This window comes from Kitasatospora gansuensis, assembly GCF_014203705.1.
GTDB classification, from domain to species: domain Bacteria; phylum Actinomycetota; class Actinomycetes; order Streptomycetales; family Streptomycetaceae; genus Kitasatospora; species Kitasatospora gansuensis.
The window spans coordinates 3,380,043-3,396,486 of sequence record NZ_JACHJR010000001.1 but is presented as its reverse complement, the minus strand read 5'-3'; the positions used below and the strand labels follow the sequence as shown (position 1 = coordinate 3,396,486).

Annotated in this window: 14 protein-coding genes; 10 read left to right on the top strand and 4 right to left on the bottom strand. The window is 72.4% G+C overall.

What is annotated here, in order from left to right:
• Positions 1–55: 55 nt before the first annotated feature.
• The gene (locus tag F4556_RS14835) at positions 56–1,189 is read right to left on the bottom strand and encodes a zf-HC2 domain-containing protein (RefSeq protein WP_184915392.1); all 1,134 of its coding nucleotides are present in this window, start codon (positions 1,187–1,189) and stop codon (positions 56–58) included.
• The gene (locus tag F4556_RS14830; protein ID WP_184915389.1) at positions 1,186–1,704 is read right to left on the bottom strand and encodes an RNA polymerase sigma factor; all 519 of its coding nucleotides are present in this window, start codon (positions 1,702–1,704) and stop codon (positions 1,186–1,188) included. Before F4556_RS14830 ends, F4556_RS14835 begins: the two co-directional genes overlap by 4 nt.
• A gap of 427 nt (positions 1,705–2,131) precedes the next feature.
• On the opposite strand from F4556_RS14830, the gene F4556_RS14825 reads away from it, so the two are divergent.
• From F4556_RS14825 to F4556_RS14800, 7 genes are all read left to right on the top strand, one after another.
• On the top strand, positions 2,132–2,602 hold the full coding sequence (locus tag F4556_RS14825; protein WP_184915386.1) for an ATP-binding protein: 471 nt from the start codon (positions 2,132–2,134) through the stop codon (positions 2,600–2,602).
• 352 nt (positions 2,603–2,954) lie between these two features.
• Positions 2,955–4,217 carry an MFS transporter gene (locus F4556_RS38185; protein WP_313068310.1) on the top strand — a complete coding sequence of 421 codons (1,263 nt, stop codon included), beginning with the start codon at positions 2,955–2,957 and terminating at the stop codon, positions 4,215–4,217.
• An 85-nt stretch (positions 4,218–4,302) separates the two neighbouring features.
• Positions 4,303–5,610, top strand: coding sequence for an MFS transporter (locus tag F4556_RS14820; RefSeq protein WP_313068309.1), 1,308 nt, complete (start codon positions 4,303–4,305; stop codon positions 5,608–5,610).
• 11 nt (positions 5,611–5,621) lie between these two features.
• Positions 5,622–6,146, top strand: coding sequence for a GNAT family N-acetyltransferase (locus F4556_RS14815; protein ID WP_184915380.1), 525 nt, complete (start codon positions 5,622–5,624; stop codon positions 6,144–6,146).
• Between the two features lie 215 nt (positions 6,147–6,361).
• Positions 6,362–6,685, top strand: coding sequence for a DUF4229 domain-containing protein (locus tag F4556_RS14810; protein WP_313068308.1), 324 nt, complete (start codon positions 6,362–6,364; stop codon positions 6,683–6,685).
• Positions 6,686–6,699: 14 nt separating this feature from the next.
• Positions 6,700–7,728: a LacI family DNA-binding transcriptional regulator gene (locus F4556_RS14805; RefSeq protein ID WP_184915377.1), complete on the top strand. Its 1,029-nt coding sequence runs from the start codon at positions 6,700–6,702 to the stop codon at positions 7,726–7,728.
• A 113-nt stretch (positions 7,729–7,841) separates the two neighbouring features.
• On the top strand, positions 7,842–11,003 hold the full coding sequence (locus F4556_RS14800) for an SdrD B-like domain-containing protein (RefSeq protein WP_184915374.1): 3,162 nt from the start codon (positions 7,842–7,844) through the stop codon (positions 11,001–11,003).
• A gap of 85 nt (positions 11,004–11,088) precedes the next feature.
• Here the strand turns inward: F4556_RS14800 and F4556_RS14795 are convergent, their stop codons facing one another.
• Positions 11,089–12,321 (bottom strand): MFS transporter, encoded by a 1,233-nt coding sequence (locus F4556_RS14795; protein ID WP_184915372.1) that lies wholly within the window; start codon positions 12,319–12,321, stop codon positions 11,089–11,091.
• A 241-nt stretch (positions 12,322–12,562) separates the two neighbouring features.
• On the opposite strand from F4556_RS14795, the gene F4556_RS14790 reads away from it, so the two are divergent.
• The 3 genes from F4556_RS14790 to F4556_RS14785 all read left to right on the top strand — a co-directional run bounded on the left by F4556_RS14790 (position 12,563) and on the right by F4556_RS14785 (position 15,809).
• Entirely contained in the window at positions 12,563–14,026 is a 1,464-nt protein-coding gene (locus F4556_RS14790; protein WP_184924624.1) for a penicillin-binding transpeptidase domain-containing protein, read from the top strand.
• Between the two features lie 245 nt (positions 14,027–14,271).
• Entirely contained in the window at positions 14,272–14,400 is a 129-nt protein-coding gene (locus F4556_RS39085) for a hypothetical protein (RefSeq protein ID WP_281403653.1), read from the top strand.
• 92 nt (positions 14,401–14,492) lie between these two features.
• Positions 14,493–15,809, top strand: a complete 1,317-nt coding sequence (locus F4556_RS14785) for a dicarboxylate/amino acid:cation symporter (RefSeq protein WP_184915369.1) — start codon at positions 14,493–14,495, stop codon at positions 15,807–15,809.
• 82 nt (positions 15,810–15,891) lie between these two features.
• Here F4556_RS14785 and F4556_RS14780 read toward each other — a convergent pair whose 3' ends face one another.
• On the bottom strand, positions 15,892–16,437 hold the full coding sequence (locus tag F4556_RS14780) for an SMI1/KNR4 family protein (protein WP_184915366.1): 546 nt from the start codon (positions 16,435–16,437) through the stop codon (positions 15,892–15,894).
• Positions 16,438–16,444 lie beyond the last annotated feature (7 nt).

The window sequence follows — 16,444 nt, the reverse complement described above, 5'->3', positions numbered from 1 at the left end:
GAGGTCGGCGTCGCAGTTCCCCGAGCCCCTGGACCGTAACCGGCTGAGCGCCTGCCTACGGTCGCGACAGCAGCGGTGCGGCCCGGAGGACGTCGCGGATGGCTGCGCGGTCGCCGTACTGGCCGGCCGGGATGCGGTCGGGGTCGCGGTGGGCGGCCACCAGGTTGCAGAACTCCAGCCCGTCCAGCACGAGTTCGGCCACCTGCGGGCCCCCGGTGGCGAAGCCGTCCAGCGGGATGAGCCACTCGCCGGCCGCCGGGCCCTCGATGACCAGGCGCAGGACCCGCCCGGGCCCGGCCACCGGCGGGCGGGTGGCGGCCAGGGCGAGCGGGAGCATCCGGACCGCCAGGTCGACCATCAGCCGCAGGTGGCGGGGCAGTGGCGGCGGGTAGGGGTAGTCGACGGCGCGGGCGATGTCGTCGCCGTGCACCCAGCACTCGAAGGCGCGGTCCACGAAGGCGTCCCGCAGCGGCAGCCGGGCGAAGCCGAAGTCGACGGTCGCGCCGCCCTGCGGCCGGAGTGCGGCGCTGCGGACCAGCGCGTGGCCCTGCCGCCGCCACTGCGCGCGGACGGTGCCCGGGTCCAGGCCGGTCTGGACCGCGAGCAGCCGGGTGGTGCGCTCCAGTACTCCGGCGGCGGGGCTGCCCTGGACCGGCGCCCGGGAGGTCGGGCCGTGCTGCGCGGGCACCCGGACCGCCGCGGTGGTGGCGGTGCCGGGCACCGGGTCGGGCAGTCCAAGGCCCGGGGCCAGATAGCCGTCCACGGCGGTCAGATGGCCGAGCACCTCGGCCGGACGCCACCGCTGCACCCCGCCGTACCAGGGGAGTTCGGCCACCTCCTGCCACTCCTCGGGGCCGAGGTCGCGGAGCAGCGCGTCCAGCTTGGCGGTCTCGGTCGCGTACGGTGCGGCCCAGTCGGGGACGGGCAGTTGGGGCGGGCGGCGGGCCAGGCACCAGTCCAGCACCTGCTGGCGGAGCGAGCCGGCCGGGTCGAGCGGTTCGTCGGGGGAGAGCCGGCCGGCCGCGTTCCGCAGCCGGGTGGCCTCCTCGGCGCAGTCCGGGCAGAGCGCCAGGTGCTGGGCCAGCTCGGCCGCCTCGCGGCGCGGGCAGGCGTCCAGGGCCCAGGCGCCGAGCAGGGAACGGTACGCCTCGTGCCGGAGTTCGGCCGCCGGGTCGTCCTGGTGCGTCACGACTCGCCCTCCTCGTCGGCCAGTTCGGTGGCGAGCAGCTGGAGGGCGAGCCGGAGGCGCTGTTTGGCGGCCTGCTCGCTGATCCCCAACTGCCGGGCGGTCTCCTGGTAGCTGTGGCCGTCGAACCAGGCCAGCGCGATGGTCTCGCGCAGCGGGTCGGGCAGCGAGTCGACCACGTACTGGGCCCGGGCGGCCCCGGCGCGGCGCTGCAGCTCGCGGTCGTCGGCGTGCTCCAGCCGGAGTCGGTCCAGGGCGCGCCGCCGGGTCAGCGAGCCGAGCCAGGCGCGCAGCGAACCCTGCCGGGGGTCGAAGGACTCGGGGTGTTCCCAGAGTTGGCCGAAAACCTCACGGGTGAGTTGTTCGGCGGCGGTCTGGTCGGTCAGGATCCGGCCGGCCAGCCCGTGCACCAGCGGCGCCAACCGGTCGTAGAGCTCGGCGAGTGCGGTCTCCTCGCCCCGGGCCAGCCGCCAGTGGATCTGCTCGTCCCAGCTCGGGACCGGTCCGGCGGTCTCCATCGCCCCTCCCCCTGCTTCAGGTCCACGGTAACTGGCCGGGAATCGTCGGCGGGGGGAATCGTATGAAGAAGTTTCGAGTCGTCAGTTCATGGTGGCCATACGGACTTTCGTCGTTCGATCCGCGGTGGACAGATGTAGCAAGGGTGGTTCGCTCGTGGCGGCGGTCGGTTCGGCGTCGCCTCGCGGTACGTTTCGTTACGCTCGCGCCGACCGTCGGAAGGCCAGGTCGGAGCGGGTGGCCGGACGATCGCCGGTGCGACGCTCGCCAGAGTGAGCGGGACAGTATGCACTGCGCTGTCCCCCGATCGCTGGAATATGCCTGAAGCGCTTGCTGCGACCGTCCTGCCGGATCATTCTGAGGCGTATTCGTGACGGAGCCATGGCCGGTCCGACCGGGCCTCGAACTGCGAGTGCGGGTGGTGGAGCGGTGCAGGTACTTCAGGTCCAGTTGGCGGTCCAGGCGGACCCGGCCGAGGTCGGCCGGGCGCGCCGGTGGGTTCGCTCGCGGCTGCAGGGCCACGGGTTCGACCCGGACGCGCCGATCGCCGAGACCCTGGTCCTGGTGGTCTCCGAACTGGTCACCAACGCGGTGGTGCACACCGGTTCGCCGGCCGTGCTCCGGCTCTCCGTGCCGCTGCCGGAGGGTGACGGACCGTCGGCGCCGACCCTGGTCCGGGTCGAGGTGGCCGACGGCAGCTGTATCGCGCCCGCCCCCAGGTGCGCGGCCGGTGACGCGACCAACGGGCGGGGCCTGGAGCTGGTGGAGCTGCTGTGCGAGCGCTGGGGCTGGTACCCGGACGGCTCCGGCAAGCGGGTCTGGTGCGAGATCGGCGAGGGCGCGATGGTGGCCCCGGCCATGGAGCGGACCAGCGGCGCAGGGGGCGCACTGATCGCGTGATCCTACGCCGCACGCTCCCGTGACTCGCTAAATGCGCCGCAACCATTCCGAATTTCCGACAACCCATTGACGTGACGTATCCAACTGATCACTCTTGGGTGCAGTTCTCCGTTGTGAGGGGACGTCGAGGGAGCATCGGTGCGGTCAGCTGGGGGTCGCAGGCTGCCGGTCGCGCGGGTGGGATTTCCTTCCTTGACGAGTACGGAGCGCTCGGTGCGCGGGTGCAGGGGCCCCGGGCACGCCGATCGGACGGCGGCCGTCGTGCCGTGCTCGGGGCGCGCATGCCGCGCCGCCGTCCGATCGTGACCGTAAACCACTGGAAATCGGAGTGGTCTACACCAAAACTGCTGGGGTGACGCTCCCCGAACTCCAGGACCAGTCCGTCGAGATCCGGCCCACCGCAGCTCCGTCGGCCGAGCCGCCGGCGATCTGGTCCCGCAACTTCCGGTACTACTTCACCGCCCGCAGCGCCGGCCTGCTCGGCGACGCGATGCTCCCGGTCGCGGTGACCGCCGGCCTCGTCAGCGCCCACCACGGCGCCAGCACCGTCGGCTTCGCCCTGGCCTTCCTGTTCGGCCCGTTCGCCGGTCTGGTGCTGTTCGGCGGCGTCCTCGCCGACCGGTTCACCGCCCGCCGGATGATGATCGGCGCCGACCTGCTCAACCTGACCACCCGGGTGCTGCTCGCGGTGCTCTTCTTCCGGGGGATCGACCAGCTCTGGCAGCTCTACCTCCTGCTCGCCCTGGCCGGGACGGCCGCCGCGATGTTCCAGCCCGGCGCGGCCTCCACCGTCCCGCTGGTAGCCCGCGACGTGCAGGGCGCCAACGGCGTACTGCGCACCTCCGAGGCTTTCGCCGCCCTGCTCGGCCCGGCCCTGGCCGGAGCCTTGGCCGCCGTCGCCACCGGCTGGGTGATGGTGATCGCGGCCGTCACCTTCGGGATCAGCGCGATCTGCCTGTTCGCACTCCGGCTCGGCGCCGTCCCGGCCCCGCCGCCGGGCGACAGCCTCTGGCGCAACCTGGTGGTCGGCTGGCACGAGTTCCGTTCCCGCAGCTGGCTCTGGGGCGTGATCCTGGTCTGGCTCTTCTTCACCGTGCTCGGCTGGGGCCCGCTGCTGCCGGTCACCTCCGGGCTGGTCATCCCTGAGTACGGCGACTCCGTCTACTTCCTGCTCAACTGCGCGTTCGGGGCGGGCACCGTGGTCGGTGGCCTGCTCGCGGTTCGCTTCAAGCCCCAACGCCCGCTCGCCGTCGGAGCGGTGGCCATGCTCGCGTTCCCGCTGTACCCGCTCGGCATCGTGCTGGGCTGGCCCGCCTGGCTGCTCGGCATCGCCCAGGTGGTGGTCGGCATCGGCCTCACCTTCTGGAGCGTCATGTGGGCCACCAGCGTGCAGACGCAGGTCCCGGGCGAGGTGCTCAACCGGATCCACGCCTACGAGGTGGCCGGTTCGGTCTGCATGTTCCCGATCGGCAGCGCCCTCTCCGGCCCCGCCACCAACGCCTTCGGCGCCGACCGGGTGCTCGAAGTCGGCATCGTGGTCTCTCTTTTGGCGGTCGTCGCCCTGCTCCTCGCCCGGCCCATCCGCACCCTCCGCAGGGTCCCCGACCGGGCGTGAGGCAGCCGGGCGGTGGCGGTGTTTCGCAGCAACGTGGCAGTTCAGCCCCTCGTGTGGGGGACGGGACATACGGAAGGATCATCACGTGAACGAAGCCCCCGCCACCGCCCCGGTCGACGCCCCGTCCGTCGTCAAGTCCCGTCGCCCGCACTACGCCTGGGTGGTGGCCGGGGTGACCCTGCTGGTGCTGCTCGGCTCAGCGGGGTTCCGGTCGACGCCCGGGTTGATGATGGACGCCCTGCACAGCGAGTTCGGCTGGTCGCACGGCACCATCTCGGCCGCCGTCTCGGTCAACCTCACCCTCTACGGCCTGACCGCGCCGTTCGCCGCCGCCCTGATGGACCGCTTCGGCGTCCGGCTGATCGTGGTGAGCGCGCTGCTGACGATATCCACCGGCGCCGGTCTCACCATGCTGATGACCCAGAGCTGGCAACTGGTGCTCTGCTGGGGTGTCCTGGTCGGCCTCGGCTCCGGCTCGATGGCGGGGGCGTTCGCCACCACCGTCTCCGGCCGCTGGTTCGCCGCCCGGCAGGGACTGGTCACCGGCGTGCTCACCGCCGCCGGTGCGGCGGGCAACCTGGTCTTCATGCCGCTGCTCGCCTGGCTGGTCGAGGAGCACGGCTGGCGGACCGCCGTGGTGGTGGTCTCGGTCTCCGCCACCGTGGTCGCCCTCCCGGTGCTGCTGCTGATGCGCGAACGCCCGGCCGACCTCGGCCTGCTCCCGTACGGGGCCACCGAGCAGCCGCCCGCGCCGGTGACCGACGGCAGCGCGATCCTGCGCAGCCTGCGGATCCTCCGCGAGGTCAGCCGCAGCCGGGCGTTCTGGCTGCTGGCGGGCTCGTTCGCGATCTGCGGCGCCACCACGGCGGGCTTGGTCGGCACCCACTTCATCCCGGCCGCCCACGACCACGGCATGCCGGTCACCACGGCCGCGAGCCTGCTCGCGCTGGTCGGCGTCTTCGACGTGGTCGGCACGATCGCCAGCGGCTGGTTCACCGACCGCTTCGACTCCCGCTCGCTGCTGATCACCTACTACGCGCTGCGCGGCCTCTCGCTGCTCTTCCTGCCGCAGCTGTTCGCCGGTTCGCTGGAGCCGCCGATCCTGGCCTTCGTGATCTTCTACGGCCTGGACTGGGTCGCCACCGTGCCGCCGACCATCGCGCTCTGCCGCCGCCACTTCGGCGCCGACGCACCCGTGGTGTTCGGCTGGGTGCTGGCCTGCCACCAGCTCGGCGCCGCCGCGGTGGCCGGCCTGGCCGGCCTGAGCCGGGACCGGTTCGGCGACTACGACCTGGCCTGGTACGGCGCCGGCGCGCTCTGCGCGGTGGCCGTGCTGCTCTGCCTGGCGCTCGGCCGGGACACCTCCGCCCGGCCTGTCCTGGCCGCCGATTAGGCTTGGGACTCATGACGCTGACCTTCGCCCTGGCCCCCGAGCTGACCCCCGAACTGCGGGCCGCGATCATCACCCTGTGGACCGACGCGACCAACGCGGGCGGCGCCGTCGGGTTCGTCCCGCCGGTGACGGAGGATCAGGTCTGGGTCACGGCGGAGAAGCAGTTCGGCGGCCTCGGCCCCGGCCAGCCGGACATGCTGCTGGTCGGCTTCGAGCCGGGCGGGCGGCTGGCGGCGGCGCTGTTCTTCGAGGACATGCGGTTCGACCTGATGGACCACTGGCGGCTGCTCAAGCGGGTCATGGTGCACCCCGACTTCCAGGGCAGCGGGTACGGCGTGCAGCTGATGGCCGAGGCCGCCCGGGTCGCCCGCGAGGCCGGCTGGGCCGGCCTCCGGCTCACCCTCCGCGGCGGGCTCGGCCTGGAGAAGTTCTACGGCCGCTGCGGCTACACCGAGGTCGGCCGGGTCCCCGGCGCCATCCGGGTGGCCCCGGGCGACGACCGCGACGACGTCACCATGTGGCTCGACCTCCGGTAGAAGCAGGGGCTCGGGAAACTGCGACGGTTCGTGGCTGGCGGGTATCACTGCGAAAGTGCCTGACCATCCACACAGGTGCAACGCTCACGAGGTCGGCGTCGCAGTTCCCCGAGCCCCTGTCTTCCGAACCGTGTGCCCTGCAAAAGGCGCAGCCGTACGGGCATGCTTCACTGGATAGCCGCGCCAGCCGTACCCCCGCAGTGAAGGACGTCCCCGTGAGCAGCAAGAAGCACGCCACGCTCCGCTACACCTCGATGCGCCTGAGCATCTTCCTGTCGTGCCTGCTGCTCGCCATGCTGCTCGGCCGCTTCGGGGTCATCCCGGTCACCGGCAGCACGGGTGTGGTCTTCCTGGTGCTGATCGCGGGTCTGGTGTCCGCGCCGCTCAGCTACATCCTGCTCAGCAAGCAGCGCGACGAGATGTCCGCGCAGCTGGCCGAGAAGGTGGCGAACCGCCGGTCCCGTTCGGCCGAGGTGGCCGCCGAGGAGGACGCCGCCGACGACGCCGCCCGTGCGGCGGCCGCGCAGGGCCAGGGCTGAGCCGTCCCCCAGCGATGACCGAGTCCTCCGCACCGCCGCCGTCCCGGCGCCCGACCGGCCGGGACGTGGCGCGGCTGGCCGGGGTCTCGCAGGCGACCGTCTCGCTGGTGTTCTCCGGGGCGGAGGCCGGGCAGCGGGTCTCCGAGGCGACCCGGGAGCGGGTCCGCGAGGCGGCCAGGACGCTCGGCTACCGGCCGCAGGCGGCGGGCCGTCAGCTGCGGCTGGGCCGGAGCGGGATGATCCTGCTCGCGGTGCCGAACATCCTCGGTCCGTTCTTCGGCCGGGTGCTGGTGGGGGTGCACGAGGAGGCGGGGAAGCACGGTCTGGCCGTGGTGGTCAGTTCGGGCTGGGGGAGTGCGACGCTGGCCGAGGCGGCCACCACCAGCCGGTTCGACGGTCTGCTGCTCTGCTCGCCGGACGACAGTCAGCTCGGCGCGCTGCCCGCAGACACCCCCGTGGTCTTCCTGGACGCCGACCCGGCGCTGGCCGACCCGGGCACCGGCCGGACCCGCCCGACCGTCGAGCTGGACGTCGCGGGCGGCATGAGGGCCGCCGTCGAGCACCTGACCGCGCTCGGCCACCGGCGGATCGGCCACCTGCGCTCGACCCACTCCGCGTACACCTTCCGGGTCCGGCAGGCCGCCTTCGAGGCGGCCACCGAGGGGCTCGAAGTGCTGGAGCTGGGCGTCACCCTGAACGAGGGTCAGCGCGCCGCGCGGTCCGCCGCCCACCAGCTGCTCAGCCGTCAGGACCGCCCGCGCGCGGTGGTCTGCGACGACGACGTGGTCGCCTCCGGGCTGTACCAGGCGGCCGCCGAGCTCGGGCTGCGGATTCCCGCCGACGTCTCGGTGGTCGGCATCGACAACATCCCGGTGGCCGATCTGCTGGCACCGCCGCTCACCACCGTCGACCTGCCGGGCGAGGAGCTGGGCCGTACGGGCGTGGCCGCGCTGGCGGCCCTGCTGCGCGGCGAACCGGTCCCCCCGGTGGCCCCGCTGGCCACCGGCCTGGTGCTGCGCAGCTCCACCCGCCCCGCGCAGTAGCCCATCTGACGACCTGTTGGTCCTACCGGTTGACAACTCCGTCGTGGCGTATCAGACAAATGCGACGGATGGCATCAGATGGGGGAATGTGGAAGAAATCCCGGGTTCCCCGGTTGCTGACAGCCTGTGGGCTGCTGTCCGCCAGCCTGCTCGCCGGCACGGTGGCCGGCACTCCGAACGCGCTGGCGGCGATCACCTTCACCAAGACGGTGGACAAGGCGAACCCGGCGCCCGGGGAGAACGTCACCTACACCCTCAGCTACACGTGTTCCCAGACCGACTGCGAGAACGGGAAGATCACCGACGCGCTGCCGGCCGGGATGGAGTTCGTCGGCTGGACGCCGGACGCCACCACCGTGGACGTCGACAACTCCACCGTGCCCGCCGCCGGGGCGAAGGGGGGCACGATGGACATCGCGCTCAACCCGCTCACCCCCGGCACCACCGCCACCGTCAAGGTGACCCTCAAGTTCCCCAACTTCACCACCGCGAACGGCACCCAGGCGGTCAACTCGGCCGTCTTCACCGCCGACGGCGAGACCCCGCAGACCGGCACCGCCACCACCACGGCGGTGGTGCAGCCGAAGTACAAGGTCACCAAGGGCGTGCAGACCAGCAGCCAGGACGGCCGCACGGTGACGTACCAGTTCAGCACCTGCTCCACCGACGGGGTGCCGAACGTCGACCTGGACGTCACCAAGCTGATCGACAAGCTGCCGGCCGGCGCGGTGGTGGACACCTCGCGCTCGCCCGGCTGGGCGGACGACGGGAGCGGGACCAACACCTGGCAGTACGACGTCGGTCCGTTCGTCTCCGGCAACGGCCAGGCGGGCTGCCGCAACCCCGGGGTACTGGTGGTCAACTTCCCCGACCCGACCTTCCCGACCGGCAGCACCGCCACCAACTCGGTCACCCTGAACGGCGACCCGCTCGGCCCGGACGGTGCCCGGGACCTGGACACCGCCACCGCAGTCAGCCCGACCTTCCAGGACCCGAGCACCGGGGTGAAGATCTCGTCCGCCAAGGTCTGGCAGTCGAAGTTCGTGTCCGGTGACATCGGTTCGTTCAGTCTGTTCCCGACCAACGTCTCGGTCCCGATCACCAGCCTGGTGATGACCGACCCGGGCACCGACACCACCACCGACCTCTACAACTGGCTGGCCCCGCAGAGCATCCAGCTGGAGGCGTGGAACCCGACCAGCATCGGGCTGACCTTCGAGTACCGGCTGAACGGCGACCCGGCCTGGCAGACCTTCACACCCGGCACCCCCTTCAACGGCGCCGCCGCCCGCCGGCTGACCTTCGCCACCGGTGCGGGTGACCCGGCCAACGACATCGTCGGCATCCCGGCCGGCCGCTGGCTGCACGGCCTGCGGTTCAGCTGGGCCGGACCGATCCCGACCGGCTGGAGCCCGGGCAGCTCGGTCCAGGTGCTGGCCCAGGTGCTGTACACCGGTCACGACGGTGCCACCGCGCCCACCCCGCTGCACAACTGCGTGACCGTGGTCGGCACCGACGGCAGCACCACCGACACCGCCACCGCCTGCGCCGACACCACCGTCACCGCCGCCACCAACCTCGGCGCCGCCAAGACCACGGTGGCCGGCGCGGTGCTCGCCCCCGGCGGCGAAGCCACCTTCCAGGTGATCCCGTACAACCGGACCGGCCGGACGCTGGACAAGCCGCTGGTGCTGTACGACCTGCTGCCGCCCGGCATGGTCTACGTGGACGGCTCGGTCCGGCCCGACCCGGCCTGGACGGACGCCAAGGGGCCGCAGGAGGTGGTCGTGCTGCCGGGCAAGAACGGCCGTCAGCTGATCCGGATGACCTGGCCCGCGGGCAGCCCCGACATGATGTACCTGCACGACAACCTGGCCTACCGGGTGCTGTTCGAGGCCGAGGCGGCCGGCAGCGCCCAGCCCGGCACGCTCACCAACGACGTCTACGTCACGGCTGACGGGGCGTCACCACCGGTGACCTGCATGTTCTACGGCACGGACAGCTCGGTGCCGGACACCGACGACTTCAACGAGAACGGCAACACCACCGAGAAGCTCTGCCACGCCTCCTCGAAGGTGGAGATCCAGGTGCCCGCCGTGCTGCGGGCCTTCAAGGAGGTCAAGGGCGACGAGGACGCCGACTACGGCAGCTCGGCCACCACCTCGCCCGGCGGCCAGATCTCGTACCGGATGACCGTCCGCAACGACTCGCCGGACGCGGTCACCGACTTCGTCGCCTACGACCGGCTGCCGACCCCCGGCGACGGGTACGTGCTGCGGCCGGAGACCCCGCGCGGCAGCGCCTGGACGCCCTCGCTGACCGAACCCATCGTCAGCAGCGACCCGACCGTGGTGGTCGAGTACTCCACCGTGCCGAACCCGTGCCGCCCGGTCTCGCTCGGCGGTCCGGCGGGCTGCGCGCTCGCCGCGGAGTGGAGCACCACGTTCCCCGGCCCCGGCCTGGCCACCTGGTTCCGGATCTCCCGGCCCGGCACGCTGGCCTCCGGCGGGCTGTTCACGCTGACCTGGCCGATGGTCGCCTCGTACGACGCCCCCGAGTCCGCGTTCGCCTGGAACAGCTTCGCCTACACCGCCACCGACAACAGCGGGGCGCAGCTGCTCCCGGCCGAGCCCGCCAAGGTCGGCGTCGGGGTGCACCAGAAGGTCAAGCCGGCCAACTCGATCGGCGACCTGGTCTGGAACGACCTCAACAAGAACGGCCTCCAGGACCCGGGCGAGCCCTACGTCGGCGGGGTCACCGCGTTCCTGCTGGACGGGAAGGGCCGCAAGATCCGTGACCGGAACGGCAAGCCCGCCACCTCCACCAGCACCGGCCGGGGCTACTACATCTTCCTGCACGTGCCGGACGGCACCTACGCCGTCCAGTTCGACCTGAGCACCATCCCGGCCGGGGCCACCGTCACGGTCAAGGACGCGGTCCGGCGTACGGCGGCCAGCGCGGAGGACTCCGACGCCGACCCGGTCACCGGCATCACCGAGAACGTCACGGTGGCCGGCGGCGAGGCCCAGCTCAACCTGGACCTCGGCCTGATCCTCCCGCCGGAGCCCACTCCGTCCCCGAGCCCGACCCCGACGCCCGAGCCGACCCCGCCCACGCCGACCGTTCCGGCGAGCCCGACCGCCTCGGCGACCGGCGGGCTGCCGGACACCGGGTCGGACTTCCCGGCGGCGTTCTTCGCGGTGCTGGCGCTGGCGCTGGCTGCGGCGGGTGCGGTGCTCGGGCTGACGAGTCGTCAGCGGGGCCGCCGCTCATAGTGAGAGCTTGAGTTGCACTACCCAGGGGCTCGGGGAACTGCGAGGACAGCTGGCGTGCGGGTTCATTGCGAAAGTGCCTGGCCACCTACGCAGGTGCAACGCTCCCGAGGTCGGCGTCGCAGTTCCCCGAGCCCCTGGTGGTGCTCCCCGTTGCCTGGAACCAACGGCGGGCGCCGAAGAGCAGCAGGCCGCCCAGGCCGATGCCGCCGACCGCGCACAGGGCGACCGCCGTCAGGGAGTGCGAGACCAGGGCGCCCGAGACGGCGTAGCCCGCTGCGTTGCCGGTCGCGAAGAGGGTGATCAGCCAGGCGAAGGCCTCGGTGACCGTTCCGGTCGGGGCCAGTTCGGCGATCAGGACGAAAGCGGCGGCCAGCAGGGGGGCCAGCCCGATGCCGGAGAGCAGGGCCAGGACGGCCATCGGCAGCGGGGCCGGAAGCAGCAGCAGCGGCAGGTAGGAGGCGGCCATCGCCAGCGCGATCACCCAGGTGCGGGTGGCGGTGGTGCTGCGCCACTTCACGGCGCCGTAGCCGAGGGCGCCGACCAGGCCGCCGAGGGCGGCCAGGGCGAGCAGCAGTCCGGCGCCGCCGGGCAGGCCGTCGGGGTGGTTCTCGGCGTAGGCGATGAAGAGGACGTTCTGGGCGCCGACGGTCCAGCCCGCGCCGGCCAGGCCGACCAGCAGTAGGACCAGGCCGGGCGAACGCAGCGGGCCGAGGAGTCCGGAGGAGGCGTGCCGGGCGGGTGCCCGCCAGGCCCGGGCGGGGGCGGCGGTGGCGACCACCAGGGCGCCGGCCAGGCCGAGCCCGGCGGCGGTCCACAGCGCGGTCACCGGGGAGAACGCGGCGGCGATCCCGGCCACCGCCAACGGCCCTGCCACGTACAGGAGTTGCTGGGCGGCGGAGTCGAAGGCGTACGCGGTGTCGAGCTGTTCCTCGTCGACCACGGCGGGCCAGAGGGCGCGCAGGCAGGGCTCCAGCGGCGGCATCGCGAGCCCGGCGATCGCCGCGCCGACGGGTGCGGCCCAGACCGAGCCGGGCGCCAGCGCGAGCAGCGCGTACCCGACCCCGGCGACCAGGGCGGAGAGCAGCAGCACGCGCGGCTGCCCGGTCCTGTCGACGATCCGGCCGAGCACCGGGCCGCCGATCGCGGCCGCGATCGCGTACGCGGCGGTGGCCAGGCCGATCCTGCTGTACGGGGTGCCGGCCTCGCGCAGGGCGAGCGCGATGACCAGGGCGGTCATTCCGGCGGGGAGGCGGCCGAGCAGGGTGCCGAGCAGGAGACGGGTGACGTGCGGGGCGCGGAGCAGGGCGAGATAGCCCATGGGGTTCGGTCTCCTGAGGGCAGGGGAGGGCGGCGGTAAGTCCATAAGTTATACGTATAACCGGAGCGAGGTCAATCGGCGGCCCGGAACCGCACGGGATCGTTCGTCGTCTGACAGTCCGACAGCTGAGCACTCGCCAGGCCGGACCGGGACGCCGGCCGTGACCGGCCGCCGCGCGGACGGGAAGCCGCTCCGGGGGCCGTACAGGGAACGGATGAAGACCCCCAGGACCCGCGACGCGATGGCCGGACCGCTGCGCCGCGCCTCGACCTTCTGTCTGCTGCTGGTGCTAGCCCTGATGGCCCGGGCCACCTGGCTGGCGGTCGCCGAGGCGGACGGCTACACCAGTAATCCGGCCAACGCCAGGATCACCATCGACCGCTACGCCCAGCCGCTCGGCAACATCCTGGTCGGCGGGCAGCCGGTGACCGGCTCGGTGCCGACCGAGGGCCCGCTCGCCTTCAAGCGCAGCTACACCGACGGGCCGCTCTACGCCTCGCTGACCGGCTACACCTCGCAGGCGTACGGCAGCAACCAGCTGGAGAGCATCTTCGCCGACCTGCTGGACGGCAGCGACCCCCGGCTGACCGGCCCGGTCGAGGCGCTGACCGACCCGCTCACCCGGTCCCGTCCGGCCGGGGGCGACGTGGTCACCACCATCGACCCGGCGGTGCAGCGGGCCGGCTGGGCGGCGCTCGGCGGGCGGCAGGGCGCGGCGGTGGCGATCGACCCGGCCACCGGCCGGATCCTGGGGCTGGTCTCCACCCCGTCCTACGACCCGTCAGGGATCACCGGCCGGTCCAAGGCCGACGAGCGGGCCTGGCAGGCGCTCAGTGCCGACAGCGGCAAGGCGATGGTGAACGGCGCACTCCGCGCCACCTACGCCCCCGGCTCCACCTTCAAGCTGGTGGTCGCCGCCGCCGCGCTGGAGAGCGGCCTCTACCCGAACGTGGACACCCCCACGGCCAGCCCCAACCCGTACACCCTGCCGGGCACCAGGACGGTGCTGACCAACGAGAACGCCGCCGCGCCCTGTGCGAACGCCACCCTGCGGACGGCGCTGGAGTACTCCTGCAACAACGTCTTCGCCAAGGCCGCCGCCGATCTGGGTGAGGCCAAGCTCTCCGCCCAGGCGGCGAAGTTCGGCTTCAACCTGGAGAAGCTCGACACCCCGGTCCGGGCCGCCACCAGCGTCTACCCCGCCGGGATGGAGCCCTCGCAGGTGGCGCTGACCGGGATCGGGCAGTTCTCGGTCACCGCGACGCCGCTCCAGATGGCGCTGGTCTCGGCGGCGGTCGCCAACGACGGGGTGCTGATGACGCCGTCCACGGTGTCGAAGCTCACGGACCACTCCGGGCGGACGGTGCAGGAGTTCGCGCCCGCCGAGCTGGGGCGGGTGATGAGCGCGCAGACCGCGAAGCAGCTGCAGTCCGCGATGGTCTCGGTGGTCACCGACGGCACCGGCAAGGCAGCCGCGATCCCCGGCCTGACGGTCGGCGGCAAGACCGGCACCGCCCAGCACGGCGTGGACAACTCCGGCCTCCCGTACGCCTGGTTCACCTCCTGGGCCGACGACGGCAAGGGCCACCGGATCGCCGTCGCCGCCGTGGTCCTGAACGGCTCCACCGACCGCGACGAGATCACCGGCGGCGGGCTGGCCGGGCCGGTGGCCAAGGCGATGACGGCGGCTTACCTGAAGAGGTGATTTAGGCCCTGCGTCGGTTGGGGGGCGGCGTCGCGGCGCCGGGGCACGCACCTCGCCGGCTTCTCGTCGGTCGCCGATGCGCTGCATCAGGCTCCCTCCTCGGCGCCGCCGATGCACGCACCCCAACGCCGCTCCTTCACCCACCCCCCAACCGACGCAGGGCCTCGGGGTGCCCGGGTGGTTCGTGGCCGTAGCTCAAATAAGTACTTTGAACATCTCAAAGGTTTGTTGCTAGTCTTTCGCCCATGACCACCGCAGGCACGCCCCGGCAGCACGACATGAGCCCCGCGCTCATGCGCTGCGCGTGCCTGCCCGGTGCCGTGGACGGCGGCTGTCGCACCGTCAGCTGTATCCAGGCGGCACGTCGCCCCTGAGGCCCCCGGCTCCTCCCCGCCGTGGTCGGCCCGGCCGTGTCGCCGCCCGTGCGCCTTTCCCCGTCCTTCTCCTGCCTCGGAGCCGCAGCACCATGTCCACAGCGCCCGCGCCCACCTTCCTCGCGAAGGTCCGCAAGACTCCCTTCTGGGCCCAGATCGTCGGCGGCCTGGTCCTCGGCCTGGCCCTCGGCTACCTGGCCCGGGTCCAGGACATCGCCTGGCTCACCACCACCCTGGACACCATCGGCAAGACCTTCGTCCAGCTGCTCAAGCTGGCCGTCCCGCCGCTGGTCTTCACCGCGATCGTGCTCTCGGTCGCCAACCTGCGGAACGTCACCAACGCCGCCCGGCTGGCCGGCCGCACCCTGCTCTGGTTCCTGATCACCTCGCTGATCGCGGTCGGCGTCGGCCTCGGCCTCGGCCTGCTGACGAACCCGGGCGAGGGCGCCAAGCTCTCCACCCAGGGCCTCAAGGCCCCGGAGAAGCCCGGCACCTGGATCGACTTCCTGACCGGCATCATCCCGACCAACATCGCGGACGCCTTCCTGAAGGTGAACGTCCTGCAGATCGTCTTCCTCGGCATCGTGGTCGGCGCCGCCGTCCTCAAGCTGGGCGAGAAGGCCGAGCCGGTCCGCAAGCTCAACGAGGCGATCCTCGACCTCACCCAGACCGCCCTGTGGTGGGTCATCCGGCTCGCCCCGCTCGGCACCCTCGGCCTGATCGGCAAGTCCGTCGCGGTCTACGGCTGGGACCTGCTCAAGCCCTTCGCGACCCTGACCATCGACGTGTACGTCGGCTGCGCGATCGTGCTGTTCGGCGTGTACTCGCTGCTGCTGCGCTTCGTCGGCGGGCTCAACCCGCTGAACTTCTTCAAGGGCGCCTGGCCCGCGATCCAGCTCGCCTTCGTCTCCCGCTCCTCGGTCGGCACCCTGCCGGTCACCCGCCGGGTCACCGAACGCCTCGGCGTCCCGAGCGAGTACGCCTCGTTCGCCGTCCCGTTCGGCGCCACCACCAAGATGGACGGCTGCGCCGCGATCTACCCCTCGCTGGCCGCGATCTTCGTCGCCCAGGTCTACGGCATCGACCTCGGCGTCGGTGACTATCTGCTGATCGCCTTCGTCTCGGTCATCGGCTCCGCCGCCACCGCCGGCCTGACCGGCGCGATCGTGATGCTGACCCTGACCCTCTCCACCCTCGGCCTCCCGCTGGAGGGCGTCGGCCTGCTGCTCGCCATCGACCCGATCCTCGACATGATCCGCACCGCCACCAACGTGGCCGGCCAGTCCGTCGTCCCGATCCTGGTCGCGGCCCGCGAGAAGACCCTCGACCTCGCCGCCTACAACAACCCCACCGGCGACCTCCTCACCGAGGACGCCCCCACCCGCGACAAGATCGCCGTCGCCGCCTGACACACCGACAGTTCGAGCCCTCCCCGATCACCGGGCGAGGGCTCGAACCGTTGTGGCGTCACCGCCTGTTGGGTCCCTCGGCTCAGGAACTCCAGGCCCGCAGCAGGTCCAGGAACGAGCCGAACTCGACCTGGGTCGGCGGGCCGCAGTCCACGCAGATCACCTGGCCCACCCGGCCGCCGCGGAGGGGTACCAGGTCCACGGCCCGGTACGAGCTGTCGCCGCCGTCGTGCAGCGGCAGCCAGCCCGGGTACCAGGAGTTGCCCTGGCGGACGGGGTCGCCGTTGCGCTGGTTCCACTCGCAGCCGCAGTCCTCGTCGCCGTCCTGGTGATCGCACCAGGTGTCCCGGCAGCTCAGCAGCCCCTCGTGCAGCTCCGCGATCCGGTGCAGCGGCAGGATCTCGATCGGCGGCCCCCACTCGGGGTGCTCGTCCGAGCTCGGCAGGTAGCCCCCGTCGTGCAGCAGGTAGGAGGCCCGGATCTCCTCCGGGAACCGGTGTCCGACCGCCCGCTCCGCCGTCTGGATCTGCTCCTCCGTCGCCGGAGGGTTCAGGCCGCCGGGGCCGGTCGGCATCCGGGCCTCCATCACCGCCCACACCCGCGCGACCTCTTCAGCTAGGGATTCCATGCGCGAC